The following is a 24,364-nucleotide window of genomic DNA, read 5'->3' as shown; positions in this document are numbered from 1 at the left end:
CGTCCCGGAGCCCGCCCTGAGCGTGCGAAGGGTGGGGAGGACGGGGTCCTTCAGGGGGCCACCACGCCTACGGCGTCAGGCGGAGGTGCTGGCGAGCGCGGGCTCGGCCGTGTGCTCGCCGGCCATGCTGAGCAGCTCGCGGGCGATCGCCGCGTCGCGCTCCTCGCGCAGCTCGGCCAGCTGCTGCTCCAGGCGGCGCACCCGGGTGCGCAGGGCGGCGTTCTCCTCGGCTACTCGAAGCTCGTGCGGAGCGACGATCGAACCGAACAGTGCCTTGGCCATGGCTGAGCGGCCTTTCCGAGTGCGAGAGGGATCCCGTCGCACCGTCGGTGAGGGCGGTCGGCGCGGGTGGGGTGCACTCAGGGTGACACCAGCGGGGACCGCGGTCAACGGCGCGGCGCAGTCCCCGAGCTCGGCAGGATGTCATCTTCGTCACCCCGCGGTGAAGCCGGCTAGACCCCGCGGCTCCTCCTCGCGCTGCTCCACCCCCGCGACCCGGCCGGGAGCGTCCGGCCCGGACAGGTCCGCGACGAGCGCACGGACGTCGGCGGCGGGACCTTCCGCGATGACCTCGACCCGCCCGTCGGCCAGGTTGGTCGCCGAGCCGGACACTCCACCCGCGGCGGCCCGGCGGACGACGAAGGCGCGGTAGCCGACGCCCTGCACCAGCCCGCCCACCTGCGCGACGACACGCACCCGGTCGCTCATCTCGCGCTCCGACGGGGCCGCGGGGGTGGCTGGCAGCTCGGGCAGCTGTAGCTGGACCGGTTCATGAACGACTCCCGGACGATCGCCATCCCGCAGCGCGGGCACGGCCGGTCCTCCTGCCCGTAGACGGCCAGGAACCGGGAGAAGTAGCCGCTCTGGCCGTTGACGTCGACGTAGAGGGAGTCGAAGGACGTGCCCCCCTGGGCCAGCGCCTCGGCCAGCACGCTGCGGACGCCGTCCAGCACGTCGGCCACCTGCGCCCGGGTGAGCCGGTCGGTGGGGCGGGCGCCGTGCAGCCGGGCGCGCCAGAGCGACTCGTCGGCATAGATGTTGCCGACCCCGCCGATCAGCGTCTGGTCCAGCAGGGCGCGCTTGACCTCGGTGCGCCGCCGGCGCAGCGCGGCGGTGAACGCGGCCTCGTCGAAACCGGGGTCCAGCGGATCGATCGCGATGTGCGCCAGCCGCGGTGGGAAGCCGTCCCCGTCGGCGTCCTCGACCACCAGTCCGCCGAAAGTGCGCTGGTCGACGAAGCGCAGCTCGCGCCCACCGTCGGCGAACCGGAACCGGGCGCGCAGGTGCACCTCGTCGGGCTCCTCGGGCTTCTCCACGAGCAGCTGTCCGCTCATCCCGAGGTGGGCGACGAGCGCCCGCCCGGACGACGCGCCGTCCGGCTCGGCCAGCGGCAGCCAGAGGTACTTGCCACGGCGGTGCGCGGCGGTGAGGGTGCGACCGGTCAGGGTGGCGATGAAGGAGTCGCCGCCCTCCAGGTGCCGGCGGACCGCGCGCGGATGGTGCACCTCGACCGCGGCGATCGGCCGGCCGATGACCCAGCGGTCCAGTCCGCGCCGGACCACCTCGACCTCGGGCAGCTCGGGCACGGCTCAGTCCTCGGTGGTCAACGCGCGCCAGGCGGTCTCGGCGGCCTCCTGCTCGGCAGCCTTCTTGGTGCGCCCGGTGCCGCGGCCGTAGACGGTGCCACCGAGGAGGACCGCGGCGGTGAAGGTCTTGGCGTGGTCGGGACCGTCGTCCTCGACCGCGTAGATGGGGGCGCCCACCCCCCGGGCGGCGCCCAGCTCCTGGAGGCTGGTCTTCCAGTCCAGGCCGGCGCCGCGGGTGGCCGACTCGGCCAGCAGCGGGTCGAAGAGCCGGTGCACCAACTGTGAGGCAGTGTCCAGGCCGAGTCCGAGGTGGACCGCGCCCAGCAACGCCTCGAGGGCGTCGGCCAGGATCGAGTCCTTCTCCCGGCCGCCGGTGGTCACCTCCCCGCGGCCGAGCAGCAGGTACGGCCCGATGCCGCCGTCGCCGAGGGCGCGGGCCACCCGTGCCAGCGAGGTCATGTTCACCACCGAGGCCCGCAGCTTGGCCAGCTGCCCCTCGGGCAGCTCTGGGTGGCTGCGGTACAGCTCATCGGTGACGACCAGGCCGAGAACCGAATCGCCCAGGAACTCCAGACGTTCGTTCGTCGGCAGGCCGCCGTGCTCGTAGGCGTACGAGCGGTGGGTCAGCGCCAGGTACAGCAGGTCCCCGGGGAGCTCGACGCCGAGGGCGTCGAGCAGCCAGGCGGCCGCCGTCCGGCCGTGCTCAGGTCCAGCGGGCGACCCACCGCTGGCCTCCCCGGCCGCCGTCCGGCCGGCCGGGGACACCTCAGAAGTGGTTGTCGTCGCCACGCTGGGTTCTGCGGAGGATCGGGTCAGACCGCGAGGACCTGGCGGCCGTCGTGCTGACCGCAGGTCGGGCACGCCTGGTGCGGCGGCTTGAGCTCGCGGCAGGCCGGGTTCGGGCAGGGCGCCAGGGTGGGGGCCGTGGCCTTCCACTGCGACCGGCGGGAGCGGGTGTTGCTCCGGGACATCTTCCGCTTCGGGACGGCCACGGTCAGTTCTCCTCTGGGTTGGTGCGGGTGGATCCCGGCTGGGACCCCTCCGCGCTGTCGGTCTGATCGGCGAGACGGGCGGCGAGCCCGGCCCACCGGGGGTCGATGACCTCGTGCGAGTGGTCGGCGGGGAGGTCGTCGAGGCGCTCGCCGCAATCGACGCACAAGCCGGCACAGTCCGGGGTGCAGGTGGGGGCCAGCGGCAGGGTGAGGACGACGGTGTCGCGGACCAGCGGCGCGAGATCGAGGCGCTCGCCCTCGATGCGGCGGACCTCGTCCTCCTCGCTGGTCGCCTCGGTGGTGCTGCCGGCGTAGGCGTAGAGCTCCTGGACGTGCAGGTGCAGGGTGTCCGACAGCGGCTCCAGGCAGCGGGCGCACTGGCCGGTGACCGGCGCGTCGACCTCGCCGGAGACCAGCACGCCCTCCATGACCGACTCCAGGCGCAGGTGCAGCTCCACCGGGGCGCCTTCGGGTACGCCGATCAGCTCGATCCCCCAGCGCTCGGGGGCGGGGATGGTCTTCTTCCAGTCGCGCATCGAGCCGGCCCGGCGGCCGAGCTCACGCAGGTCCACCTTCCACGGGTCGGCAGCGGGACGCCGGGCGTCCGGAGACGCGGCGCCTGGGCGGGGCGAGGGTGCAGCAGGCATGTCAGTACTCATCGTCGGCAGTGGGGGCGGCCGGCGCGGCCCCCACGGGTGCGGGGGCGGTCAGCGACCGGACAGACGTCGAGCCTACCCGATGCTGTGCACGCGCCGTCCCGGTGCGCGGATCCGGGCACCGGGCGGTCAGGGCTGGCGCAGGGTCCCCCGCGCCGCATCGACCGAACGCATCATGTGGGACAAGGTGTTCCCGAAGTCGGCCAGCCGCGTGTCGACGTACTCGTCGACCTCGGCGCGCATACGCGCCACCTCGGCGGCGGTCTGCGCCCCCAGCTCATCGGCCCGGTCGACCGCGCCACGGTAGACCTCGGTCTCGGTGACCAACCGGTCGTGCTCCTCCTGCCCGGCAGCCACCAGCTCGTCGTGCTGCGCCTCGCCGTCGGCGATCAGCTGGTCGCGTCGGCGGCGACCCTCGGTGACCAAGCGCTCGGCCGCGGCCTCGGCGCGGGTCAGCAGGTCGTCCGCCTCGGCCTGGGCTGCGGTGAGCAGCTCGTCGCGGTGACGGCGGGCGGTGCCCATGAGCTCGTCGCGCTGACGGCGGGCGGTGCCGATCACCGACTCGCTCTCGCTGCGGGTGCGCCCGGTCAGCCGCTCCGCCTCCGCTTGGGCCTGCTGGAGGATTTCGGTGCGCTGCTCGACGATGGCGCCGGCCTGCTGCACCTCCTCGGGCAGGAACTCCCGCAGGTCGTCGAGCAGGTCGAGCAGGTGGTCGCGCGGGACCATGCAGGAGCTGGACATCGGCAGGCTGCGGGCGTTCTCGATGACCGTGGTCAGCTCGTCGACGGTCTCGTAGAGCCGGTAGACGACCTCGGTCATGAGGTACCTCCTGCACTGGTCGGGCGGGCGGCGACCAGCCGGTCGTTGACCGCCTTGGGCACCAGCGAGGAGACGTCGCCGCCGAACTTGGCGATCTGCTTCACCAGGCTGGAGGACAGGTGGCCGACCTGCGGGGCCGTCGGCACGAACAGGGTCTCCACGCCGGCGAGCTCGCGGTTCATCTGGGCCATCTGCAGCTCGTACTCGAAGTCCCCGACCGCGCGCAGACCCTTGACCACCACGGGAACGTCGTGTGCCCTGCAGTAGTCGACCAGCAGGCCCTCGAAGCTGTCGATGGTCACGTTGGGCAGGTCGACCACGGCCTCGTGGATGAGCGCCATGCGCTCATCCACCCCGAAGAGCCCCGCCTTGCCGGGGTTCACCAGGACCGCGACCACCAGCTCGTCGTACAGCGCGGCGGCACGGGTGATTACGTCGACATGGCCGTTGGTGACCGGGTCGAACGAACCGGGACAGACCGCTCGCCTCACGGTGCCCGACCGTACCGGAGCAACGCCTCGCCGTAGCGCCGATCGCGGAGCCCGGTCAGGGGTGTCGGCCACGCCCAGAGCTCCTCCCGGCTGGAACGCTCCACCACCACGACCGCCTCGGGAGCGAACCAGCCGCCGTCAGCGAGCGCCTGCAGCACGCTGAGCACCGGTACGACGCCGAGGGAGTAGGGCGGGTCGGCGAGCACGAGGTCGAAGGACCCGAGCGCCGCCCCGGCCACCACCGAGGGCACCGAACCCGCGACCACGCGCGCGCCGGCGAGCCCGAGGGAAGCGACATTGGCGCGCAGCACGGGCAGCACCTTCGGGCCGTTCTCGACCAGCACTGCCTCGGCCGCCCCCCGCGACAACGCCTCGAGCCCGAGGGCGCCGGAGCCGGCGTAGAGGTCGAGCACCCGGGCGCCGTCGAGATCGAGCAGCGAGCCGAGGGAGTTGAACAGGCCCTCGCGGGCCCGATCGCCGGTGGGCCGGACCCCGGAGGCCGGCACCGCCAGCCGCCGTCCGCGTGCCTGACCCGAGATGACCCGGGTCACGCCTTCTCCAGCCAGTCGGCGCGCTCGTCCGTCGCCAGCGCGGCGACGGCGGCGGCCAGCTCGGGGTGGTCGGCCAGCCCCCGGTCGCTCTCGACGAGCGCGGTGGCCTCGACCCGGGCCTCGCTGATCAGCGCCTCGTCGTCCAGCAGCGACAGCAGGCGCACCCCCGAGCGGCGGCCGGACTGGGCGGCGCCGAGCACGTCGCCCTCCCGGCGGGTCTCCAGGTCGAGCCGGGCCAGTTCGAACCCGTCGGTGGTGGCGGCCACCGCGGCCAGCCGCTGCCCGGTGGGCGAGGAGCTGGACGCCTCGCTGACCAGCAGGCACAGCCCGGCGTGCGCACCGCGGGCCACCCTGCCGCGCAGCTGGTGCAACTGGCTGACCCCGAACCGGTCGGCGTCCATCACGACCATGACCGTCGCGTTGGGCACGTCGACGCCGACCTCCACCACAGTGGTGGCCACCAGGACGTCGACCTCCCCGGCGGCGAAGGCCCGCATCCGGGCCTCCTTCTCCTCGGGCGGCAGGCGGCCGTGCAGCACCTCGACCCGTAGCGTCGACAGCGGTCCGGCGCGCAGGCCCTCGGCGACGTCGAGCACCGCCAGCGGCGGACGGCGGTCGCTGCTGCTGCCCTTCTCGTCGGGGGGCGCACCGTCGGCGTCGTCCGGGCCCTCGTCGGGGCCTCTGCCGTCGTTCGCGTTGCCCTCCTCCTCGCCGATCCGCGGGCAGACGACGTAGGCCTGTCGCCCGGCGGCCACCTCCTCGCGCACCCGCACCCAGGCCCGGTCCAGCCAGGCGGGCTTCTCTCCCACCGGCACCACGGAGCTGGACACCCCGCCGCGGCCGGCGGGCAACTGGCGCAGCGTGGAGGTCTCCAGGTCGCCGTAGACGGTCATCGCCACCGTGCGGGGGATCGGCGTCGCGGTCATCACGAGCACGTGCGGCGGCCGGGTGCCCTTGGCCCGCAGCGCGTCCCGCTGCTCGACCCCGAAGCGGTGCTGCTCGTCGACGACCACCAGCCCGAGGTCGGCGAACTCCACGCCCTCCTGGAGCAGGGCGTGCGTGCCGACGACGATGCCGGCGCTGCCGTCGGCGGCCGCCGCCCGGGCGGTGCGGCGGGCGGCGGCCTTCTGCGAGCCGGTGAGCAGCGTGACCCGGGTGCCGGCCGGGTCGCCGTCGAGCTCGCCGGCGCGGCCGAGCGGGCCCAGGATCGCGGTGAGGCTGCGGGCGTGCTGGGCGGCGAGCACCTCGGTGGGGGCCAACAGCGCGGCCTGACCGCCGGCGTCGACGACCTGCGCCATCGCGCGCAGCGCCACCACCGTCTTGCCGGACCCCACCTCGCCCTGCAGCAGCCGGTTCATCGGCTGCTCACGGCCCAGCTCGGCGGCCAGCTCGTCGCCGACCTCCCGCTGCCCCTCGGTCAGGCTGAACGGCAGCCGGGAGTCGACGGCATCGAGCAGGCCGCCGCTGCGTCGCGGCCGGGCGATGCCAGGCTCCAGCGCCGCGGCCCGGCGGCGGGCGGCCAGGGTCACCTGGAGGACCAGCGCCTCGTCCCACTTGAGCCGCTCGTCGGCGCGCTCGACGTCCTCGAGGGTCTCCGGGCGGTGCTTGTCGACCAGCGCCCGGGCCAGGGTGATCAGCCCGTGCCGACGGCGGACCGGCTCGGGGATCGGGTCGTCGAGGGCGGCATCGAGTGAGTGCGGGTCGTCCAGGAGCAGCTTCACCGACCGCTGGATCACCCAGCTGGAGACGTCCTTGCTCGCCGGGTAGATCGGCACCAGGGCACGGGCCCAGTCGTCGTCGTCACCGGTGATCACGTGGCAGTCGGGGTGGGTGAACTGCAACGCGCCCTGCCACTTGCCCACGGTGCCGGCGAACAGGCCCCACTCCCCCACCTTCAGGTGGGCGTGCTTGCTGGTGAAGAAGACCAGCCGCATGCTGCCCGCGCCGTCGCCCACGGTGACCTCGGTGAGGGTGCCGCGGCGCTGCCGCATCGGCCGGGTGCTGGCCGACTTCACCTGGGCCAGCACGGTGACCCGGTCGCCGACCTCGAGGTCGTCGAGCTTGCTCATCTCTCCGCGGCGGGCGTACCGACGCGGGTAGTGGCGCAGCAGGTCGCGGACGGTGTGCAGGGCCAGCTGGTCGGCCATGGCCGTGGCGGTCTTGGGCCCCAGCACCCTGACCAGCACGGTGTCCATCGCGATCACCACGTCACTCACTCCACCCCGATCAACAGCGGCACCGCCCCCGGGCCGCCGGTGTAGCGGACCACCTCGACGGTCGGGTGCTCGGTGGCCAGGTGTGCGCAGACCGCGTCGCCGAGCCCCCGGGTGACGTCGTCCTCGTCGCCCACGACCAGCGTGGCCAGCTCGCCGCCGGCCGACAGCAGCCGGTCCAGCAGCTCGCGGCCCACGGCGGCCGGGTCGCTGCCCAGGACGACGACGTCGCCCTCCGCGGAGCCGAGCACGTCGCCGGCCGAGCAGCGACCGGCGGAGGTCAGCGCCTCCCCGTCGGCGACGACGACCTCCGCCCAGCGGGTGGCCGCGGCCGCCTCGGCCATCGTGACGACGTCGTCGCCGAAGCGGCGGGTGGGGTCGGCGACGGCCAGGGCGGCCAGGCCCTGCACGGGCGAGCGGGTGGCCACCACGACGGCGTCCCGGCCCTCCTCGCGGGCCCGCTCGACCGCGCGGGCGGCCAGAGCGGTGAGCCCGGGGTGGTTGGGCAGCACGACGACCTGCTCCGCCCCGGTGCCCAGCACGGCGGCCAGCACCGCCTGCTCCTCGACCTGGTCGGCCGGCGCGGTCAGGACCGCGACGCCCTCGCCGCCGAAGAGGTCGGCCAGCCCGGCGGAGCAGGCGACGGCGACGACCGCGCGTTCGCCGGCGGCCGGCGCGGGCGGGCGCAGCCGGGCCAGCGGGGTCACCGAGATGCGGTGCGGCCGGCCGGCCTCGATGCTGGCCTCGACGGCGGCACCGACATCGCTGACGTGGACGTGCACGTTCCACTCGCGGCCGCCGGGGGTGTCGACGCCGACGACCACCAGACAGTCGCCGAGCTCGCCCAGCCGGGCCTGCAGGCGACCCACGGCGTCCTCGTCGGAGTTGGCGAGCAGGAACTGCACCTCGCTGCCCGGGCCGTCGGCCGGCTGGTGCACCGGGGGCGGCACGGGCCGGCGGCCGGGGCGAGCGTTCGCCCCGGACAGCGGGGGCCGGCTGGGCTCGATGCCGGTCACGACGGTGAGGAGGGCGTCCAGCACCACGCACCAGCCGGCCCCGCCGGCGTCCACGACGCCGGCGTCGCGCAGCACGGCCAGCTGGCCGGTGGTGGCCAGCAGGGCGGTGCGCGCACCGTCGGCCGCCGCCCGGACGACGTCGGCCAGCTCGGGGTGCCCGGCCGCCACCGCGGCGGTGGCGGCCTCCGCGCCGGCCCTGGCCACGGTGAGGAAGGTGCCCTCCTCGGGTTCGGCGACGGCGCCGTAAGCGGTGCGGGCGGCGCCGGACAGCGCGGCGGCCAGGGTGGCGCCGTCGACCTCGCGGGCGCCGGCGAGGTCGTCTGCCAGCCCGCGCAGCAGTTGGGCGAGGATCGCGCCGGAGTTGCCGCGGGCGCCGAGCACCGCACCACGGGCGAGCACCGTCCACGGCGACTCCGCCGGCCCGTCGCCCCGCGCGGTCAGGGCGGCGTGCCCTGCCTCGGCGGTGAGCAGCAGATTGGTGCCGGTGTCACCGTCGGGCACGGGGAAGACGTTGAGCTCGTCGAGTCGCGAGCGCGCGCCGGACAGGCCGTCGACGACGGTGCGGCTCCACCGGCCGACCGCCGCTCCGTCCAGCGCCTGCAGCACGTGCGGGAGGTTACCTGCGGGCACCGACAGCTCCGGCCGGGCGAGCCCGGCGGGCCCCGGCGACACCGCCGCGCGGCACCGGCTACAGTGGACCGAGCCTGATGCGGGTGCACTCTGCGCCCCGCGTCTCCTGAATGTCTTCTGAACCAACTTCCTGGGAGTGATCGACCGTGGCTGCCGTGTGCGATGTCTGTGGCAAGGGGCCCGGTTTCGGTATGTCGGTGTCGCACTCGCACCGCCGCACGCCGCGCCGCTGGAACCCCAACATCCAGGCTGTGAAGGCAGTCGTCGGTGCGGGCACCCGCCGCCGCATCAACGCCTGCACCTCCTGCATCCGGGCGGGCAAGGTCGTCCGGGGCTGACGCTCCGCTCGGCTCCACCCGCCCGCTGACGCCGGGCTGATCGACCTCGGAGGTCCTCGTGACCTCCGGGGTCTGTCGCGTTCCTGGCCTCAGTCGCCGATGCCCAGGGCGCGCGCCGCGGCGACCACCAGGTCCACCACGGTCGCGTGCGGCAGGGCGGTGCTGTCGACCACCAGGTGGTAGTGCCTGGCCTGCGCCGGGTCGCACCGGTAGAAGTGCCGGACGTAGGCGGTCCGCGCGGCGTCGGCGGCGTCCCGTTCCCGGCGCACCTCCTCTTCGGGCCGGCCCAGGTGCCCCACGGCGGCGGCCAGCCGCCGCTCCGGCGGGCCGTCGAGCCGGACGTGCAGCACGTCGGGACGGTCGGTGAGGACCATCGCGGCGGCCCGGCCCAGCACGACTCCACCGGGCCCGGCGGCGATCTCGCCGAGCACCCGCTCGGTCTGCTCCCGGTAGGCCCGCTCGTCGGGCAGCGTGGACGTCAGCAGCACGCCGCCGACCGGGTCGGGCATCGAGCCGAGCGAGGTGATCAGGCGCCACAGCCCGCGGGCGATCGTCTCGTCGTTGGCCTCCGCCTCGGCCACCGGCACACCGAGCCGGCCGGCGACCTGGACCGGAATGGCCCGGTCGTGGAAGGGCAGGCCCAGGCGCGCGGCCACGGCCGGGGCGATGTCCGCTCCGCCGGCGCCGAACGACGCCGACACCGTCACGACGCCCATCCGTCGACCTCCTCCTGCTCGTCGAGCTCGAGTTCCTCGAGCGGCTTGCCCAGGAACACCGCTTCCAGGGACTGCGCGTAGACGCCGTAGCCGGGCACCGGTGTGTACCCCGTGCGCGCGTAGAGCGCCAGCGCCTCCGGCTGGCGTCCCCCGGAGTTGAGTACCACCTCCCGATGACCGGCCCGGGCGGCGGTCGCCTCCAGCGCGGCGAGCAGGGTGCGCGCGATGCCGTGCCGGCGGAAACCGGGCGCGACGTACATCCGCTTGAGCTCCACCACCGTGCCTCCGCTCGCATCCGTGCCGTGGACCCGCCAGCCGCCGCACCCGGCCGGTTCCCCGTCCGCCTCGGCGACGAGGAACAGCCCGTGTGGGGCGGCGAACTCGTCCGGGTCCACCTGTGCGGCGTCCCGGCCCCCGTACCGGACGACGTACTCGTGCTGCACCTGCTCGACCAGCTGGATCGCCACCGCGTCGTCGTAACGCACCGCCCACAGCCGCACCGCACTCCTCGTCTGCTCAACCCACCGTTCAGCCGAAGTGGCTATGTCATCCGAAGTGCACATGCCCGGTCCCCTCCGCCCCCAGGTCGGCGGCGACGTCGGCCGCCGGGCGGCCGTCGACCCGGACGGCGGGGCCACCCGCCCCGACCCGGCCGACCACCTGCCAGCCGGCGGGCAGCGCCGCGTCGGCGGGGAACGTGGCGACCAGGGCGTGGTCCTCCCCGCCGGTGAGCACCCAGAGCATCGGGTCTCCGCCCAGCGCGGCCGCGACCTGCTGCAGCGGGCCCGGCGGGTCGAGGAACGCACGGGTCAGCGCGTCCCGGTCGAGCTCGACCACCACCCCGCTGTCGGCGGCGAGGTGGCCGGCGTCGGCGAGCAGTCCGTCGCTGGTGTCGCACATCGCGGTCGCCCCGGCGTCGGCGGCGGCCGGGCCGGCGGCGTAAGGGGGGATCGGGCGACGGTGCGCAGTGACCGCGGCGATCGGGCTGGCGAAGCCGCGGCGCAGCACCGCCAGGCCGCAGGCCGACCAGCCCAGCCGGCCGGCGACCGCCACGACGTCTCCGGGGCGGGCGCCGCCGCGGGTCACCGGCGCCCGGCCACCGAGGTCGCCCAGGGCGGTCACCGACAGCACGACGGCCGCGGAGCCCGGCGCGCTGGCCACGGTGTCGCCGCCGACGACGGCGGCGCCGAACGGGGCACACTCGGCCGCCAGCCCGTCCGCGACCTCCTCCAGCCAGGTCGCCGGGGTGTCGGCCGGGCAGGCCAGCCCGACCAGCAGCGCGGTCGGGACGGCGCCCATCGCGGCGATGTCGGCGAGGTTGGCGGCGGCGGCCTTGTGGCCGACGTCGGCCCCGGAGGACCAGTCGCGACGGAAGTGCCGCCCCTCGACCAGGACGTCGGTGCACGCCACCACGCGGCCGTCGGGGGTGCGCAGCACCGCGGCGTCGTCGCCGGGGCCGACGTCGGCGAGCGCGGCGGTCCCGGACCGGGCCAGCACCCGCGCGATCACCCCGAACTCGCCGACCACCCCGACGCTGTCCGCCCGGTCCGGGGTGGGCACCAGCGGCCGGGGGCGCGTCACCGGTCACCCCGCAGCACTGCGGTACGTTGCCGGTCGGCCCGCTGTTCGGCGGGCCGGTTCTGCCCCCAGCCGTTGCCGGATCGGTGACGCCCGAGGAAGGTCAGCCCGTGGTCCACGCCTACATTCTCATCCAGACCGAAGTCGGCAAGGCAGCCGCGGTCGCCGCGGCCATCGGAGAGATCGCCGGGGTGACCAAGGCCGAGGACGTCACCGGTCCCTACGACGTGATCGTGCGCGCCGAGGCCGGCAGCGTCGACGAGCTCGGCCGGCTGGTCGTCGCCCGCGTGCAGTCGGTGGACGGGATCACCCGTACGCTGACCTGCCCTGTCGTGAACATCTGACGCCCTGAGCACCGCCCCCCCGCCCGCCCCGTCGGGTCCTCCCCCGCCGGCCCCGCAACCGTCGGCCGCCCGGCCCGGCACCGACCCCGTGCTGCGCCGGGCGGCGGTGCTGGCGGCCGCGGTCGTGGTCCCGGTGGTGGTCGCCCTGGTCGTGCTGGTCAACGTCCTCGGCCCGGACGGCGACGGCGGGAACGGGCCGGTCGCCGACATCGAGGGGACGACGTCCGCCCCGCGCGGCGACCTGCCCACGATCGTCGTGGACACCCCCGAGGTGACCGCCGAGGCCGAGCTGGCCTGCCCGGTGCTGATGGGACAGCTGCCCCTGGAGCTGGCCGGCGAGAACTCGCGGATGGTCCGGTCGGACTCCCCGTACGCCTACGCCTGGGGCGACCCCGCGGTCGTGCTCATCTGCGGCGTCGCCCCGCCGGCCGGCTTCGTCGCCGACGCGGCCACCCTGGTTGTCAGCGGCGTCCAGTGGTTCGTCGACACCAGCGACCCCGACACCGTCGTGTGGACGACGGTGGACCGCATCGTGCCTGTCGAGGTCCGGGTGCCGGCCAGTGCGGACAGCGCCGTCCCGACCGCGCTGAGCCCGATCATCGCCACCGCGCTGCCCTACACCGAGCCGGTCCCCGCCGGCTGACCGGTCAGGTCAGCCGCCGCTCCATCGGCAACCGGGAGCGGACGACCAGCCCGGTGACCGTGACGGCGAGCAGGGGCACCGCCACGGGCGACGGCGCCCAGCAGCGTCCGCGGGACGTCCAGCACGTGCCCGGACACCCCGCCCATGGGTGGCGAGCACGCCGGCCGCGCCTGGCCTCGCACCGGGCGCGCAGCACCCGCAGCACCTCCTCCCCCGTGGTCGAGTCCAGCGCCCCGGTCGGCTCGTCGGCGAGCAGCAGGCGCCGGGGGCCGACCAGGGCGCGGGCGATCGCGACCCGCTGCTGCTGACCGCCGGACAGCTCGTCGGGGAAGCGGTCGGCGAGCTCGTCGACGCCGACCTCCTCCAGCGCCTGCCGCGCTTCCCGGCGGGCCTGGCGGGCGCGGACGCCGTCCAGCTCGCGGGGCAGCGCGACGTTCTCGGCCGCGGTGAGCGTGGGCAGCAGGTTGAGGTCCTGGAAGACGTAGCCGGCGCTGCGCCGGCGGGCCGCCGCCGATCCGGCCGCGGACAGCTCGGCCAGGTCGCGGCCCTCGACCTCCACCGAGCCGGCCGTTGGGGTGTCCAGGCCGCCGGCGATGTGCAGCAGGGTCGACTTCCCCGATCCCGAGGGGCCCATCACCGCTACCAGCTCGCCGGCGCACACCGTCAGGTCGACTGCGCGCAGCGCGGTCACGGTGGTTCCACCCTGGGCGTGGACGCGGTCCAGCGCGCAGCACCAGCACCGGCTCGCTCATCGACCCACCTCCGGTGCAGGAGCGGAACGGCTTCGCCGAACTGTCGAGCGCCTCATCGCTGTCCTCGCTTCCCGACCGCGGCGGTCGCGACTGGCTCGTCCGCCGGCGTCCGGCCGGCCGCCGGGCCGGGCGGGCCCGATCTGCTGGCCGCCGCCCGGGCGATGCGCGCCTCGCAGTGGTCGAGCCGTCGGCAGCAGCTCGGGAGCGCGCGGCCCTTGTAGGCCGAGGAGGAACATTTTCCCGCCCGTTGTCTCAGCCGACCGGCAGCAGGTCCAGCTGGTCTGCGGTGACCGACTCGACCTCGGCGCGGGCTTCCGCCGGGCTCGTGGAGACCACCGCCACCGACACGGTGAACACGCCGGCGGCGCACCACACGAACGCCGCCGGGCCGGACAGTTTCCCCGACGGGTCGGGGGCGTCCACCGTCAGCAGCGTGCAGCCCACGGGCAGCCCGGCCGGGGCGCTGTCGGGCACCCCGCCGTAGTACTCGGCGTCATTGCGGGCCAGGTCGTCGGCGTAGACCTCCGCGCCCTCGCGGCCGCTGAACTGGTCCAGGAAGACGCTGGTCAGCCGGTCACCGGTGCGCCAGAACCGCTCCCAGCCCCACTGGTAGCCGTAGTCCTGCAGCACCTGCCGCTGGTGGCCGGCGTCCGGCGCGTACCCGGCGACGTCCTCGACCGACTTACGGCCCGCCGGCGGGTCCAGCTCGTCGTCGGGTACCCGCGGCAGCCCGGACGGCACCTCGGCGAGCAGCAGTGCCGCCAGTCCGGAAGTGGCCGAGGGCGTCGCAGCCGTGGAGCCGCTCGCGCTCGCCGCGCCCGGCTGCTCCCCCTCGGCGGCGGTGCACCCGGTGCCGGCCGGAATGGCGAACACGAGCGCCGTGAGCACGGCGCTGCGCAGGCCCCGCGACGTCATCCCGAGGTCATCCGGTGGTCGGGTCGGCACCGATCGGGCCGGCGCCGTCCAGCGCGCTGGCCACCAGCCGGTCCACCAGCTCCGGATAAGACACGCCCGACGCCGCCCACATCCGAGGGAACATCGAGATCGGGGTGAACCCGGGCATCGTGTTCACCTCGTTGACCACCAGCCGGTCGACGCCCGTCGCGGGGTCGGTGGTCAGGAAGAAGTCGACCCGGGCCAGGCCGCGGCAGTCCATCGCCAGGTAGGCGCGGCGGGACATCTCCTGCACCGCGGCGGTCTGGGCCGCAGTCAGGTCGGCGGGGACGTCGAACTCCACGGCGTCCTCGAGGTACTTGGCGTCGAAGTCGTACCAGTCGGTGCCCGACCGCAGCCGGATCTCCGCCGGCAGGCTCGCCTCGGGCAGCCCGCCGCCGACGCCGGCCAGCACGCCGCACTCGACCTCCCGACCGGGGACGGAGGCCTCCACGATCACCTTCGGGTCGATCGCGGCCGCCGTGGCCACGGCGTCGGTGAACTGCGCCCAGTCGGTCACCTTGGTGATGCCGATACTCGATCCGGCCCGCGACGGCTTGACGAACACCGGCAGGCCCAGCCGCTCCCGCGCGGCCTCGTCGAGCAGGTCCGGGTCGGCGCGCAGCGCACCGGTCCCGTCGCGGAGGACGACGTGGTCGCCCTGCGGGATGCCGGCCGCGGTGAGGAGCTTCTTGGTGAACTCCTTGTCCATCGACGCCGCACTGGCGAAGACTCCGGAGCCGACGTAGGGCAGTCCGGACATCTCCAGCAGACCCTGGATGGTGCCGTCCTCGCCGTAGGAGCCGTGCAGCACCGGGAAGACGACGTCGACCTCGGTCAGCCGGCCGATCGCCTGCCCCGCCTCCAGCACCGCCAGGCCGCGCCCGGCCGGGTCACCGACCAGCGAGACGGCGGTGCCCGCTGACACCTCCGGCAGCACTCCCCCGGTGATCGCCAGCCGGCTCGGGTCGCCGTCGGTCAGCACCCAGCGCCCGTTCCGGGTGATGCCCACCGGCACCACCTCGTAGCGGTCCGGGTCCAGCGCGGCCAGCACGCTCCCGGCCGAGACACAGGAGATGGCGTGTTCCGCGCTGCGCCCTCCGAACACCACAGCGACCCGCAACTTCCTCGCCCCGCTCATCGCCGCCGACCCTAGCCGAGCGCCTGGGTCAGATCCGCGACCAGATCGGCGGTGTCCTCGATGCCGCAGGAAAACCGGAGGAAACCCTCCGGGACCGCGTCCCCGCCCCACTGGGCGCGCCGGTCGACCGTGGTGTGTACGCCACCGAAGCTGGTCGCGGCCAGGAAGAACCGGCTGCTGCGCACCAACTGCAGCACGGCGGCCTCGTCGGCGAACTCGGCGGAGACCACGCCGTTGGGCCGCAGCATCTGCCGCTGCGCCAGCGCGTAGGACGGGTCCTGCGGCCGCCACGGCCACCGGACGCCGCTCACCGCGGGGTGCCCGGCCAGCACCTCGACGATCGCCGCCGCGTTGGCCGCCTGCCGTGCCAGCCGCAGGTCCAGGGTCCCCATCGACCGGTGGCCCAGCCACGCCTCGAAGGCGCCCGGGGTGTTCCCGGTTGTCTTCCGCCAGGCCGCGATCCGGGTGTGCAGCTGCCGGCCGGTCTCGGTGCGGGCCGTGCTGACGTGCCCGAGCAGGACGTCGCTGTGCCCGGTGAGCGCCTTGGTGTCCGACCCGATGGTGATGTCGGCGCCCAGCGCCAGCGGCCGCTGCCCGATCGGGGACGCCGTGGTGTTGTCCACCGCCAGAACGGCGCCGGTGGCGGAGGTGGCCCGGGCGACGGCGGCGATGTCGCAGATCTCCAGCCGCGGGTTGCTCGGCGTCTCCAGCAGCACCAGCCGGACGCCGTCCAGGTCCCCGCGGGCGGCGACGTCCTCGATCTCCGGCGTCGCTACGAGGTCGACCCGCACCCCGAACCGCTCCAGCTCGTCGCGGGCCAGCACCCGGGTCGCGTAGTAGCCGTCCGAGGGCAGCACGACGCGGTCACCGGGCCGGACGACGGCCAGCACGGCCGAGCTGATCGCCGCCATGCCGGTGGCGAAGGACAGGCAGTCGCCGCCGTCGAGCTCGCCGACAGCGCGCTCGAACACCCGCAGGGTCGGGTTGTCGGGCCGGGCGTAGCCGTCGGCGCCCTGCCAGCCCGGGGGCTGGTCACCCAGGTGGTAGGGCGCGGCGAACACCGGGGAGGGCCGCAGCGGGGTGCCGGGCACGGCGGGGTCGTCGCCGGCGTGAACCAGCCGGGTGCCGTCACCGAGCGGGGAGGGGAGTTCAGGAATGGACACGCGTCGTCCTCTTGCTCGGGGGCCGGCGTCCCGGCACTGCTACTCGGGCTTCGCCTCGCGGGTCATCATCTCGCGCACCATCTGCGCGGCCGACTCGCCCTCGTGGCAGACCCGGACGACGGCCTCGGTGATCGGCATGTCGACCCCGTGCGCGCGGGCCAGGTCGAGCACCGAACGGCAGGTCTTCACGCCCTCGGCGGTCTGCCGGGTCGTCCGCTGGACCTCGGCCACCGACATGCCCCGCCCGATCCGCTCACCGAAGGTCCGGTTGCGCGACAGCGGCGAGGAGCACGTGGCCACCAGATCACCGAGACCGGCCAGCCCCGCGAACGTGGACGGCTCCGCGCCCAGGGCGACCCCGAGCCGGGCGGTCTCGGCGAGACCCCGGGTGATCAGCGAGGCCCGGGTGTTGTCGCCGAAGCCCATGCCCTCGGTGATCCCGACGGCCAGCGCGATCACGTTCTTCACCGCCCCGCCGAGCTCGCAGCCGACCAGATCGGCGTTGGTGTACGGCCGGAAGTAGCGGGTGTGGCAGGCCACCTGCAGCGCCTCCGCCCGGTCGATGTCCGCGCAGGCGATCACCGTGGCCGCCGGCTGCTCCTCCGCGATCTCGCGGGCCAGGTTGGGGCCGGACAGCGCCGCCACCCGGTCGGCGGAGGCGCCGGTCACGTCACAGATGACCTCGCTCATCCGCCTCGTCGTCCCCAGCTCGACGCCCTTCATCAGCGATAACAGGGTCGCCTCGGGCGGCAGCAGCGGCGCCCACATCGCAAGGTTCTCCCGCAGCGACTGGGACGGCACCGACAGCACCACGACGTCGGCGACGTCGAGGGCCTCGGCGGCGTTCCCGGTCGCCCGGACCCGGTCGGGCAGCCGCACCCCGGGCAGGTAGTCGGCGTTCACCCGGGTGGCGGTGATGGCGGCGGCCAGCTCGGGACGGCGGGCGTAGAGGGTGACGTCACCGCCGGCGTCGGCCAGCACCTTGGCGAAGGTGGTCCCCCAGGACCCGGCGCTGAGCACCGCGGCCCGCGTCACCCGGCGTCCCCGGGCACGTCACCGGGCACGTCACCGGGCAGCGTGCGGCGCGGGCGTGGGTGGAACGCCCTCGGGGGCTGCTCGCCGCGCAGCTCGGCGAGCTGGTCGCGCACACCGACCATCAGCCGTTCGGTCACCTCGTGCAGCAGCTGCCCGCTCAACGGCTGGCCGGCCCGCACCCTGGCCCGCAGGTCGGACAGGTCGACCGGCTCCCCGACCAGGTAGTCCGCCGGCGCCCGGAGCCGCGGGTGGAGCTTGCCGGAGTGGTAGTCGTGCACCCGCTGCGGGCCCCACTGGGCGACCGGCAGGACGACGGCCTCGGTGGTCAGCGCCAGCCGGGCGACGCCGGTGCGGCCCTCCATGGGCCACCAGTCCGGGTCCCGGGTGACCGAGCCCTCGGGGTAGATGACCACAAGGTCGCCGGCATCGAGCGCGGCCTTCGCGGTGTGTACCGAGGAGCTGGCCGCACTGGAGCCGCGCGAGACCGGGATCTGGCCGGCGGCGCGCAGGATCGTGCCGGCCAACCCCACGAAGACCGAGTCCTTGGCCAGGAAGTGCGGCACGCGCCCGGCGTCCCAGACCAGCCGCGCACACGCCAACGGGTCGAGGACCGACACGTGGTTGGCCACCAGCAGCACCCCGCCCGTGGGCGGGATGCGGGACAGGTACCGGTAGCGCAGCGCGAACAACAGCGACGCCACCGGGTAGACGACCAGGACGCACAGTCGCAGCGCCCACGGGACGGGGCGCCGGGTCTGCCGCCGGGTCGGCCGCGGGGCGGGCCCGCCGGGAGCGGCGGTCCCGGCCTGCTCGTGCGGCACCTGACACCTCTTCCGGTCTCGACGGGTGGTCCTGTTCACGATCGTGCTCCTCGCCCACCCCCGGGTCCGCACTGGCCCCCGGTCAGGCGGTGCCGGCGAACTGCTGGGCGCGGCGGGCTCGGAAGACCTCCACCGGCCAGGCGGAGATCCCGCCCAGCCGGACCCGGGCGGCGGTGCCGTCGTCCGCCCACTCGTACTCGACGGTCTCCCCCGGCGACCCGAAGCCGGCCACCGACTCCTGCCGCAGGGTGGACCCGCTCTCCACCGTGAGCTCCAGGTGGTCCTCGGTGGGGTCGGGCGCGCTGGGGTGCAGGAGCACGAGCCGACCGCCCAGCAGCGCGACGTCGGTGACGCCCCATAGGTTGGCGAACCGCCCGGCGAACGCCGAGGGGGCCGCGGGGCCGCCGTCGGCCGGCGGTTCGGGCGCCTCCAGCGCTAGGTCCAGCAGCCGGAACAGGCCCCGGGCGAGGACGTCGGCCGGCCCGTCGACGGCGTTGGTGAACACGCTGACCACCACCTGCGCCGCCGGGTCGACCCAACTGCGGGTGATGTGGCCCGGATAGCCGCCGCTGTGACCGACCAACCGACGCTCGCCCTGGGTGCGCAGATCCATGCCCAGGCCGTAGTGCCGCGGCTCCTGCCCGTGCACCCGGATCTCGGACTCCGCCCGCTGCATGAGCCGCTTGCTGGCGTCGGTGATCAGCCGGTCGTCGCCGGGCACGTGGGCCGCGAAGTAGGCGGTGAGGTCCTCGGCGGTGGAGGCGAAGCCGGTCGCGGCCGCCATCGCCCGGGTGTCGACGTGCGGAATGGTCGACCGGGTGTCCTCGCCGTCCAGCAGGCCGGTGTGCCCGGCCGCGTGGTCGGCGGCCCGGCCGGGATCCCACTCCGGCGCGGTGTCGGCCAGGCCCAGCGGGTCGACGACGGCCTGCTGGACGTGCTCGGCGTAGCTGGTGCCGGTGACCGCCTCGATCGCCATGCCCAGCAGCGAGTAGCCGACGTTGGAGTACTTGAAGTGCTCGTTCCGCTCGAACACCGCCCCACCGTCGGCGGCCAGCGCGAGCAGCTGATCGGCATCGGGGAAGGGCTGCAGGAGCTGCCAGTGGTCGTTGTCCCGGCCGTCCCGGACGACGCCGCCCTGGTGCCCCAGCAGTTCGCGCACGGTGACCCCGGCCAGCGCGGGCGCCCGGTCGGCCACCGCCGGCACCCACTGGGCGATCGGGTCGTCCAGCCGCATCCGCCCGGCCTGGACCAGCTGGAGGACCGCGGTGGCGGTGAAGGTCTTGGAGTGCGAGGCGATCCGGAACAGGTGCCGGGGCGTCAGCGGCTCGGCGGTGTCGAGATCGGCGACGCCGAGGGCGGTGGACAGCACCAGGCGGCCGCCGACCCGGATCGCCGCCTGGACGCCGGGCACCCGCAGCCGGCGGCGCTGGTGCTCCAGCCAGGACTCCAGGTAGGGCGCAGCCGCGGCAGCGACCTCGGCGACGTCTCGGGCCGGGTCCGGGGCAGTGCTCATCGCGGGGCGCTCCTCGTCGAGGTGGGCGGCGCGACTCCGGGCGCGCGCGTGTGCTGAGCTTCCCAGGTGGAGGGGAGGCCGGAGCGGCGGTGGTCGGTGGTGGTGCCGGCCAAGCGGCTCGCCGTCGCCAAGACCCGGCTCCGCCCGCTCACCGACCGCCCGGACGGCACCGGCGGCGGCCACGACGAGCTGGTGCTGGCGCTGCTGGCCGACACCGTCGCCGCGATCACCGCGTGCCCCGCGGTGGGCGACATCGTGGTGGTCACCGACGACCCGCGGGCCGCCGCGCTGGTCACCGGGCTGGGTGCGCGGACGGTCGCCGACGAGCCGGACCGGGGGCTCAACGCCGCCCTGGTGCACGGCGCCCGCACCGCCGGCACCGGTCCGGTGGCCGCCGTCTCCTCCGACCTGCCGGCGCTGCGGCCCGCGGAGCTGGCCGGCGCGCTGGCCGAGGCCGGCCGGCTGGCCGCCGCTGCCGGCGGCGACCGCTGCTTCACCGCCGACGCCGCCGGCACCGGGACGACGCTGCTGGCCGCGGCCACCGGCGACCTGGACCCGCACTTCGGGCCCGGCTCCGCGGCCGCCCACGAGGCTTCGGGGGCGGTGCGGCTGCCCGCGCGGTGGCCCGGGCTCGCCCGCGACGTGGACACCCCGGCCGACCTGCGGGCCGCCGCGCTGCTGGGCCTGGGCCCGGCCACCGGGGCGCTCACCGGCGACTGACGGGCGCCCGCGTCCGCCGCCCGCCGTCCACCTGGGTGCGGCACCATGGCCACGTGCCCCGAGAGACGACACCGAGCGCCCCCCTCCCGGCCGACCGATTCCTCAACCGGGAGCTGTCCTGGCTGGACTTCAACGCCCGGGTGCTCGAGCTGGCCGAGGACGACGCCGCCCCCCTGCTGGAGCGGGTGAAGTTCCTGGCCATCTTCGCCAGCAATCTCGACGAGTTCTTCATGGTCCGCATCGCCGGGCTCAAGCGCCGGCAGAACACCGGCCTGAGCGTCCGGTCCCCCGACGGGCTCACCATCCGCGAGCAGCTGGCCCGGGTCACCGAGCGGACCCAGGACCTGGTCCACCGGCACGCGAGCGTGTTCGACAAGGACGTCGCCCCGCGCCTGGAGGCCGAGGGCATCGCGATCGTGCACTGGGCCGACCTGGACGACGCCGACGCGATGCGGCTGCGCGAATACTTCCGCGACCAGGTCTTTCCCGTGCTGACCCCCCTCGCGGTCGACCCGGCGCATCCCTTTCCCTACATCAGCGGCCTGTCGCTGAACCTGGCCGTCTCGGTGCGCGACCCGGAGAGCGGCGCCCCCCGGTTCGCCCGGCTCAAGGTGCCCGACAACGTGCCCCGGTTCATCCCTGTGGGGGCGGGCGGGTCGTTGGGCACGGACTCCGAGGCGGTGTTCCTGCCGCTGGAGGACCTCATCTCCGCGCACCTCTCCTCGCTGTTCCCCGGGCTGGACGTGCTGGACCACCACCTGTTCCGGGTGACCCGCAACGCCGACCTGGAGGTCGAGGAGGACCGGGACGAGGACCTGCTGCAGGCCCTCGAGCGCGAGCTGGCCCGTCGCCGGTTCGGCCCGGCGGTGCGGCTGGAGGTCACCGACTCGATGGACCCGCAGATCCTCGACGTCCTGGTGCACGAGCTGGAGATCAGCCCCGCCGACGTGGTGCACGTGCCGGGTCTGCTGGACCTCGCCGCGCTGATGGCGCTCTACGACCTGGACCGCCCCGAGCTCAAGGACGAGCCGTTCGTCCCCGCCACCCATCCGCGGTTGAGCGAGGGTGAGACGCCCAAGAGCGTGTTCGCCACCCTGCGCGAGGGCGACGTCCTGGTGCACCACCCCTACGACTCCTTCGCCACCAGCGTGCAGCGCTTCATCGAGCAGGCCGCAGCCGACCCGAACGTGCTGGCGATCAAGCAGACGCTGTACCGCACCTCCGGTGACTCCCCGATCGTGCAGGCGCTGATCGAGGCGGCGTCGGCCGGCAAGCAGGTCGTCGTGCTGGTCGAGATCAAGGCCCGCTTCGACGAGGAGGCCAACATCAGCTGGGCCCGCTCGCTGGAGCGGGCCGGCTGCCACGTCGTCTACGGGCTGGTCGGACTGAAGACGCACTGCAAGACCGCGCTCGTGGTCCGTCGGGAGAACGACGTGCTCCGCCGCTACTGCCACATCGGCACCGGCAACTACAACCCGAAGACCGCCCGGATCTACGAGGACATCGGCATCCTGACCGCCGACCCGCGGGTGGGCGCCGACCTCACCGACCTGTTCAACACCCTCACCGGGTACTCCCGGCAGACCACCTACCGGTCGCTGATGGTCGCCCCGCACGGCATCCGCGCCGGGCTGGTGGAGAAGATCCGCCGGGAGGCCCGGCACGCCACCGAGGGCAAGCCGGCTGGGATCCGGATCAAGGTCAACTCGCTGGTCGACGAGGTCATCATCGATGCGCTGTACGAGGCGTCGAACGCCGGCGTCCGGGTCGAGCTGCTGATCCGCGGCATCTGCACGCTGCGCCCCGGGGTGCCGGGCCTGAGCGAGAACGTGCACGTCCGCTCGATCGTGGGCCGCTTCCTGGAGCACTCGCGCGCGATGTCCTTCCGCAACGCCGGGTCGCCGGAGTGGTGGATCGGCAGTGCGGATCTGATGCACCGCAACCTCGACCGCCGGGTCGAGGTGCTGCTGCGGGTCAACGACCCGGTGGCGCAGCGGGACCTGCAGCGGGTCTTCGACGCCGCGCTGGCCCCCGACGTGCGCTGCTGGCAGCTGGCCGCGGACGCCGGCTGGACCCGGTCCGGGGAGCGGGACCACCAGGCCGAGCTGCTCGCCGTCCGGGGTGAGCACGCTGGCTGACCCCACAGTCGTGCGCGCGGCCGGCGGCGTGGTCTGGCGGCGCGACACGGACGGCCGGCTGGAGACCGCGCTGGTGCACCGGCCCAAGTACGACGACTGGTCGCTGCCCAAGGGCAAGCCGGATGCCGGAGAGCATCCGCTGGAGACCGCCGTCCGTGAGGTGGTCGAGGAGACCGGCCTGTCGGTGGTGGCTGGGCGGCGCAGCGTGCGCACCCGCTACCCGGTGACCCTGCGGGACGGCCGGGCGGCGCCCAAGGAGGTCGACTACTGGCTCATGCACGGCAGCGGCGACTTCGTGCCCAACGACGAGGTCGACCAGCTGTGCTGGCTCGGTCTGGACGACGCCGCCGGGCTGGTCAGCCACGAGCACGACCGCGCCGTGCTCGCCGACCTGGCGCGCACCGACGTCCCCCGCACCCCGACGCTGCTGCTGGTGCGGCACGCGAGCGCCGGCGATCGGTCGGACTTCGACGGCCCCGACGAGCTCCGCCCACTCGACCGGCGCGGCCGGGCGCAGGCCCGCCGGCTGGCCGAGGTGCTCGCCCTCTTCGGCCCGGTCGACGTCCTCTCGGCACCGCCGGTCCGCTGCGGGCAGACCGTAGCGCCGCTGGCCGAGCGACTGCGCCTCACCGTGCGGGAAGTCCCCGAACTCGGCGAGGAGGCCTTCGGCGACGACCCGGCGACCGGGCTGGCCGTGGTCGAACGCCTGCTGTCGAACCGTGCGGACGGCACGCCGGGCGTGACGATCGTGTGCAGCCAGGGCGGGGCGATCCCCTCGGTGCTGCTGGCGCTGGGCGTGCGCTGGCACGCCACCGCCGGGGCGCTGTGGCCACCGTCGGCCAAGGGCAGCGTGTGGGCCCTGGGCCGCCGGGGCGGTGAGCTGTCCGCCGACTACTACCGCAATGTCGGTCCGAACCCGGCCGGCTGACCGGCCCGAGCGGCCATTGTGGCCACAATGGCCGCTCGAGAGTCAGGCCGACGCCGGCTGCGAACGGGGCAGCCAGGCCGGACGGCGCTCCTCGAACGCGGTGACGTCCTCGAGGTGCCGCTCGGTGAGCCCGACGTCGTCCAGACCCTCCAGCAGCCGCCACCGGGTGTAGCCGTCCACCTGGAAGCCCACCACGCGGGCGCCGTAGCGCACCTCGCCCGCCTCCAGGTCGACCGTGACCTCCAGGTCGGGGTCGGCTTCGAGCTCCTTCCACAGCAGCTCGACCTCCTCCTGCGACAGCAGCACCGTCAGCAGGCCGGCCTTGGTCGAGTTGTTGCGGAAGATGTCGCCGAACCGCGAGCTGATGACCACCCGGAACCCGCCGTCCAGCAGCGCCCAGACGGCGTGCTCGCGGGAGGAGCCGGTGCCGAAGTCCGGGCCGGCCACGAGGATCGAGGCGCCGGCGTACTGAGGCTGGTTGAGGACGAACTCCGGCTCGTTGGTGCGCCAGGCGACGAAGAGCCCGTCCTCGAACCCGGTCCGGGTGATCCGCTTGAGGTACTCCGCCGGGATGATCTGGTCGGTGTCGACGTTCGAGCGGCGCAGCGGGGCCGCGGTGCCGGTGTGCGTGGTGAAGGCATCCATGG

Annotated in this window: 28 protein-coding genes; 6 read left to right on the top strand and 22 right to left on the bottom strand. The window is 74.7% G+C overall.

Going from position 1 to position 24,364, the window contains the following annotated elements; all coding sequences use genetic code 11:
• Window positions 1–75 precede the first annotated feature (75 nt).
• The 11 genes from BLW04_RS04050 to BLW04_RS04000 all read right to left on the bottom strand — a co-directional run bounded on the left by BLW04_RS04050 (window position 76) and on the right by BLW04_RS04000 (window position 8,954).
• Window positions 76–282 (bottom strand): hypothetical protein, encoded by a 207-nt coding sequence (locus BLW04_RS04050; protein WP_091537503.1) that lies wholly within the window; start codon window positions 280–282, stop codon window positions 76–78.
• A gap of 150 nt (window positions 283–432) precedes the next feature.
• On the bottom strand, window positions 433–708 hold the full coding sequence (locus BLW04_RS04045; RefSeq protein ID WP_091537502.1) for an acylphosphatase: 276 nt from the start codon (window positions 706–708) through the stop codon (window positions 433–435).
• Window positions 705–1,586, bottom strand: coding sequence for a bifunctional DNA-formamidopyrimidine glycosylase/DNA-(apurinic or apyrimidinic site) lyase (gene mutM / locus BLW04_RS04040; RefSeq protein ID WP_091537501.1), 882 nt, complete (start codon window positions 1,584–1,586; stop codon window positions 705–707). The genes BLW04_RS04045 and mutM overlap by 4 nt, the downstream gene beginning before the upstream one ends.
• A gap of 3 nt (window positions 1,587–1,589) precedes the next feature.
• Window positions 1,590–2,264: a ribonuclease III gene (rnc, locus tag BLW04_RS04035; protein ID WP_091537547.1), complete on the bottom strand. Its 675-nt coding sequence runs from the start codon at window positions 2,262–2,264 to the stop codon at window positions 1,590–1,592.
• A 134-nt stretch (window positions 2,265–2,398) separates the two neighbouring features.
• On the bottom strand, window positions 2,399–2,578 hold the full coding sequence (gene rpmF, locus BLW04_RS04030) for a 50S ribosomal protein L32 (protein ID WP_091537500.1): 180 nt from the start codon (window positions 2,576–2,578) through the stop codon (window positions 2,399–2,401).
• Between the two features lie 2 nt (window positions 2,579–2,580).
• Window positions 2,581–3,225, bottom strand: coding sequence for a YceD family protein (locus tag BLW04_RS04025; RefSeq protein WP_091537499.1), 645 nt, complete (start codon window positions 3,223–3,225; stop codon window positions 2,581–2,583).
• A gap of 138 nt (window positions 3,226–3,363) precedes the next feature.
• Entirely contained in the window at window positions 3,364–4,053 is a 690-nt protein-coding gene (locus BLW04_RS04020) for a hypothetical protein (protein WP_091537498.1), read from the bottom strand.
• Window positions 4,050–4,544 carry a pantetheine-phosphate adenylyltransferase gene (coaD, locus tag BLW04_RS04015; RefSeq protein WP_091537497.1) on the bottom strand — a complete coding sequence of 165 codons (495 nt, stop codon included), beginning with the start codon at window positions 4,542–4,544 and terminating at the stop codon, window positions 4,050–4,052. Before coaD ends, BLW04_RS04020 begins: the two co-directional genes overlap by 4 nt.
• Window positions 4,541–5,095 (bottom strand): 16S rRNA (guanine(966)-N(2))-methyltransferase RsmD, encoded by a 555-nt coding sequence (gene rsmD, locus BLW04_RS04010; protein WP_091537496.1) that lies wholly within the window; start codon window positions 5,093–5,095, stop codon window positions 4,541–4,543. Before rsmD ends, coaD begins: the two co-directional genes overlap by 4 nt.
• A complete protein-coding gene (gene recG / locus BLW04_RS04005) occupies window positions 5,092–7,311 on the bottom strand; it encodes an ATP-dependent DNA helicase RecG (RefSeq protein ID WP_254781036.1) in 2,220 nt (739 codons plus the stop codon). The genes rsmD and recG overlap by 4 nt, the downstream gene beginning before the upstream one ends.
• Entirely contained in the window at window positions 7,308–8,954 is a 1,647-nt protein-coding gene (locus BLW04_RS04000) for a DAK2 domain-containing protein (protein ID WP_254781034.1), read from the bottom strand. The genes recG and BLW04_RS04000 overlap by 4 nt, the downstream gene beginning before the upstream one ends.
• A gap of 146 nt (window positions 8,955–9,100) precedes the next feature.
• Here BLW04_RS04000 and rpmB point away from each other — a divergent pair, with 146 nt between their 5' ends.
• The gene (gene rpmB, locus BLW04_RS03995; protein WP_091537495.1) at window positions 9,101–9,292 is read left to right on the top strand and encodes a 50S ribosomal protein L28; all 192 of its coding nucleotides are present in this window, start codon (window positions 9,101–9,103) and stop codon (window positions 9,290–9,292) included.
• Window positions 9,293–9,381: 89 nt separating this feature from the next.
• On the opposite strand, the gene BLW04_RS03990 is transcribed toward rpmB, so the two are convergent.
• Genes BLW04_RS03990 through BLW04_RS03980 form a run of 3 tightly spaced genes read right to left on the bottom strand, consistent with a single transcriptional unit; the run spans window position 9,382 to window position 11,589 of the window.
• Window positions 9,382–10,008: a cytidylate kinase-like family protein gene (locus BLW04_RS03990; protein ID WP_091537494.1), complete on the bottom strand. Its 627-nt coding sequence runs from the start codon at window positions 10,006–10,008 to the stop codon at window positions 9,382–9,384.
• Complete coding sequence (locus tag BLW04_RS03985; protein ID WP_254781032.1) at window positions 9,996–10,508, bottom strand: GNAT family N-acetyltransferase; 513 nt, start codon at window positions 10,506–10,508, stop codon at window positions 9,996–9,998. The genes BLW04_RS03990 and BLW04_RS03985 overlap by 13 nt, the downstream gene beginning before the upstream one ends.
• A gap of 46 nt (window positions 10,509–10,554) precedes the next feature.
• On the bottom strand, window positions 10,555–11,589 hold the full coding sequence (locus tag BLW04_RS03980) for a thiamine-phosphate kinase (RefSeq protein WP_175483894.1): 1,035 nt from the start codon (window positions 11,587–11,589) through the stop codon (window positions 10,555–10,557).
• Between the two features lie 107 nt (window positions 11,590–11,696).
• On the opposite strand from BLW04_RS03980, the gene BLW04_RS03975 reads away from it, so the two are divergent.
• Together BLW04_RS03975 and BLW04_RS03970 are read left to right on the top strand one after the other, a co-directional pair.
• A complete protein-coding gene (locus BLW04_RS03975) occupies window positions 11,697–11,930 on the top strand; it encodes an Lrp/AsnC ligand binding domain-containing protein (protein WP_091537492.1) in 234 nt (77 codons plus the stop codon).
• Between the two features lie 88 nt (window positions 11,931–12,018).
• Window positions 12,019–12,573, top strand: a complete 555-nt coding sequence (locus tag BLW04_RS03970; RefSeq protein WP_254781030.1) for a DUF3515 domain-containing protein — start codon at window positions 12,019–12,021, stop codon at window positions 12,571–12,573.
• A gap of 4 nt (window positions 12,574–12,577) precedes the next feature.
• On the opposite strand, the gene BLW04_RS03965 is transcribed toward BLW04_RS03970, so the two are convergent.
• The 7 genes from BLW04_RS03965 to BLW04_RS03935 all read right to left on the bottom strand — a co-directional run bounded on the left by BLW04_RS03965 (window position 12,578) and on the right by BLW04_RS03935 (window position 19,931).
• Window positions 12,578–13,264: an ABC transporter ATP-binding protein gene (locus tag BLW04_RS03965; RefSeq protein WP_254781029.1), complete on the bottom strand. Its 687-nt coding sequence runs from the start codon at window positions 13,262–13,264 to the stop codon at window positions 12,578–12,580.
• Window positions 13,265–13,577: 313 nt separating this feature from the next.
• The gene (locus tag BLW04_RS03960; RefSeq protein ID WP_254781027.1) at window positions 13,578–14,240 is read right to left on the bottom strand and encodes a hypothetical protein; all 663 of its coding nucleotides are present in this window, start codon (window positions 14,238–14,240) and stop codon (window positions 13,578–13,580) included.
• A 7-nt stretch (window positions 14,241–14,247) separates the two neighbouring features.
• Window positions 14,248–15,399 carry a D-alanine--D-alanine ligase family protein gene (locus tag BLW04_RS03955; protein WP_091537491.1) on the bottom strand — a complete coding sequence of 384 codons (1,152 nt, stop codon included), beginning with the start codon at window positions 15,397–15,399 and terminating at the stop codon, window positions 14,248–14,250.
• An 11-nt stretch (window positions 15,400–15,410) separates the two neighbouring features.
• On the bottom strand, window positions 15,411–16,562 hold the full coding sequence (locus BLW04_RS03950) for a cystathionine gamma-lyase (protein ID WP_091537490.1): 1,152 nt from the start codon (window positions 16,560–16,562) through the stop codon (window positions 15,411–15,413).
• A 39-nt stretch (window positions 16,563–16,601) separates the two neighbouring features.
• Window positions 16,602–17,597 carry an NAD(P)H-dependent glycerol-3-phosphate dehydrogenase gene (locus BLW04_RS03945; RefSeq protein ID WP_091537489.1) on the bottom strand — a complete coding sequence of 332 codons (996 nt, stop codon included), beginning with the start codon at window positions 17,595–17,597 and terminating at the stop codon, window positions 16,602–16,604.
• Window positions 17,594–18,457, bottom strand: coding sequence for a lysophospholipid acyltransferase family protein (locus BLW04_RS03940; RefSeq protein WP_254781025.1), 864 nt, complete (start codon window positions 18,455–18,457; stop codon window positions 17,594–17,596). Before BLW04_RS03940 ends, BLW04_RS03945 begins: the two co-directional genes overlap by 4 nt.
• Before the next feature lie 43 nt (window positions 18,458–18,500).
• The gene (locus BLW04_RS03935; RefSeq protein ID WP_091537487.1) at window positions 18,501–19,931 is read right to left on the bottom strand and encodes a serine hydrolase domain-containing protein; all 1,431 of its coding nucleotides are present in this window, start codon (window positions 19,929–19,931) and stop codon (window positions 18,501–18,503) included.
• Between the two features lie 66 nt (window positions 19,932–19,997).
• Here BLW04_RS03935 and cofC point away from each other — a divergent pair, with 66 nt between their 5' ends.
• The 3 genes from cofC to BLW04_RS03920 are packed head-to-tail and all read left to right on the top strand — an operon-like array spanning window position 19,998 to window position 23,717.
• Window positions 19,998–20,651 (top strand): 2-phospho-L-lactate guanylyltransferase, encoded by a 654-nt coding sequence (gene cofC / locus BLW04_RS03930; RefSeq protein WP_091537486.1) that lies wholly within the window; start codon window positions 19,998–20,000, stop codon window positions 20,649–20,651.
• A 53-nt stretch (window positions 20,652–20,704) separates the two neighbouring features.
• Entirely contained in the window at window positions 20,705–22,789 is a 2,085-nt protein-coding gene (locus BLW04_RS03925; protein WP_254781024.1) for an RNA degradosome polyphosphate kinase, read from the top strand.
• Entirely contained in the window at window positions 22,773–23,717 is a 945-nt protein-coding gene (locus BLW04_RS03920; protein WP_091537484.1) for an NUDIX hydrolase, read from the top strand. The genes BLW04_RS03925 and BLW04_RS03920 overlap by 17 nt, the downstream gene beginning before the upstream one ends.
• 42 nt (window positions 23,718–23,759) lie before the next feature.
• Here the strand turns inward: BLW04_RS03920 and leuD are convergent, their stop codons facing one another.
• A complete protein-coding gene (leuD, locus tag BLW04_RS03915) occupies window positions 23,760–24,362 on the bottom strand; it encodes a 3-isopropylmalate dehydratase small subunit (RefSeq protein WP_091537483.1) in 603 nt (200 codons plus the stop codon).
• Window positions 24,363–24,364 lie beyond the last annotated feature (2 nt).

The sequence above is a fragment of the Modestobacter sp. DSM 44400 genome (genome assembly GCF_900107175.1).
Classification (GTDB): domain Bacteria; phylum Actinomycetota; class Actinomycetes; order Mycobacteriales; family Geodermatophilaceae; genus Modestobacter.
This window is presented reverse-complemented; position numbering and strand designations above follow the sequence as displayed.

What these genes read in the sequence shown, in the direction of transcription:
- BLW04_RS03935 (WP_091537487.1), bottom strand. Translation starts at nt 19,931, where the DNA reads ATGAGCACTGCCCCGGACCCGGCCCGAGACGTCGCCGAGGTCGCTGCC.
- BLW04_RS03960 (WP_254781027.1), bottom strand. Translation starts at nt 14,240, where the DNA reads ATGACGTCGCGGGGCCTGCGCAGCGCCGTGCTCACGGCGCTCGTGTTC.
- BLW04_RS04050 (WP_091537503.1), bottom strand. Translation starts at nt 282, where the DNA reads ATGGCCAAGGCACTGTTCGGTTCGATCGTCGCTCCGCACGAGCTTCGA.
- BLW04_RS03990 (WP_091537494.1), bottom strand. Translation starts at nt 10,008, where the DNA reads ATGGGCGTCGTGACGGTGTCGGCGTCGTTCGGCGCCGGCGGAGCGGAC.
- BLW04_RS04020 (WP_091537498.1), bottom strand. Translation starts at nt 4,053, where the DNA reads ATGACCGAGGTCGTCTACCGGCTCTACGAGACCGTCGACGAGCTGACC.
- BLW04_RS03955 (WP_091537491.1), bottom strand. Translation starts at nt 15,399, where the DNA reads ATGAGCGGGGCGAGGAAGTTGCGGGTCGCTGTGGTGTTCGGAGGGCGC.
- BLW04_RS04045 (WP_091537502.1), bottom strand. Translation starts at nt 708, where the DNA reads ATGAGCGACCGGGTGCGTGTCGTCGCGCAGGTGGGCGGGCTGGTGCAG.
- leuD (WP_091537483.1), bottom strand. Translation starts at nt 24,362, where the DNA reads ATGGATGCCTTCACCACGCACACCGGCACCGCGGCCCCGCTGCGCCGC.
- BLW04_RS04025 (WP_091537499.1), bottom strand. Translation starts at nt 3,225, where the DNA reads ATGCCTGCTGCACCCTCGCCCCGCCCAGGCGCCGCGTCTCCGGACGCC.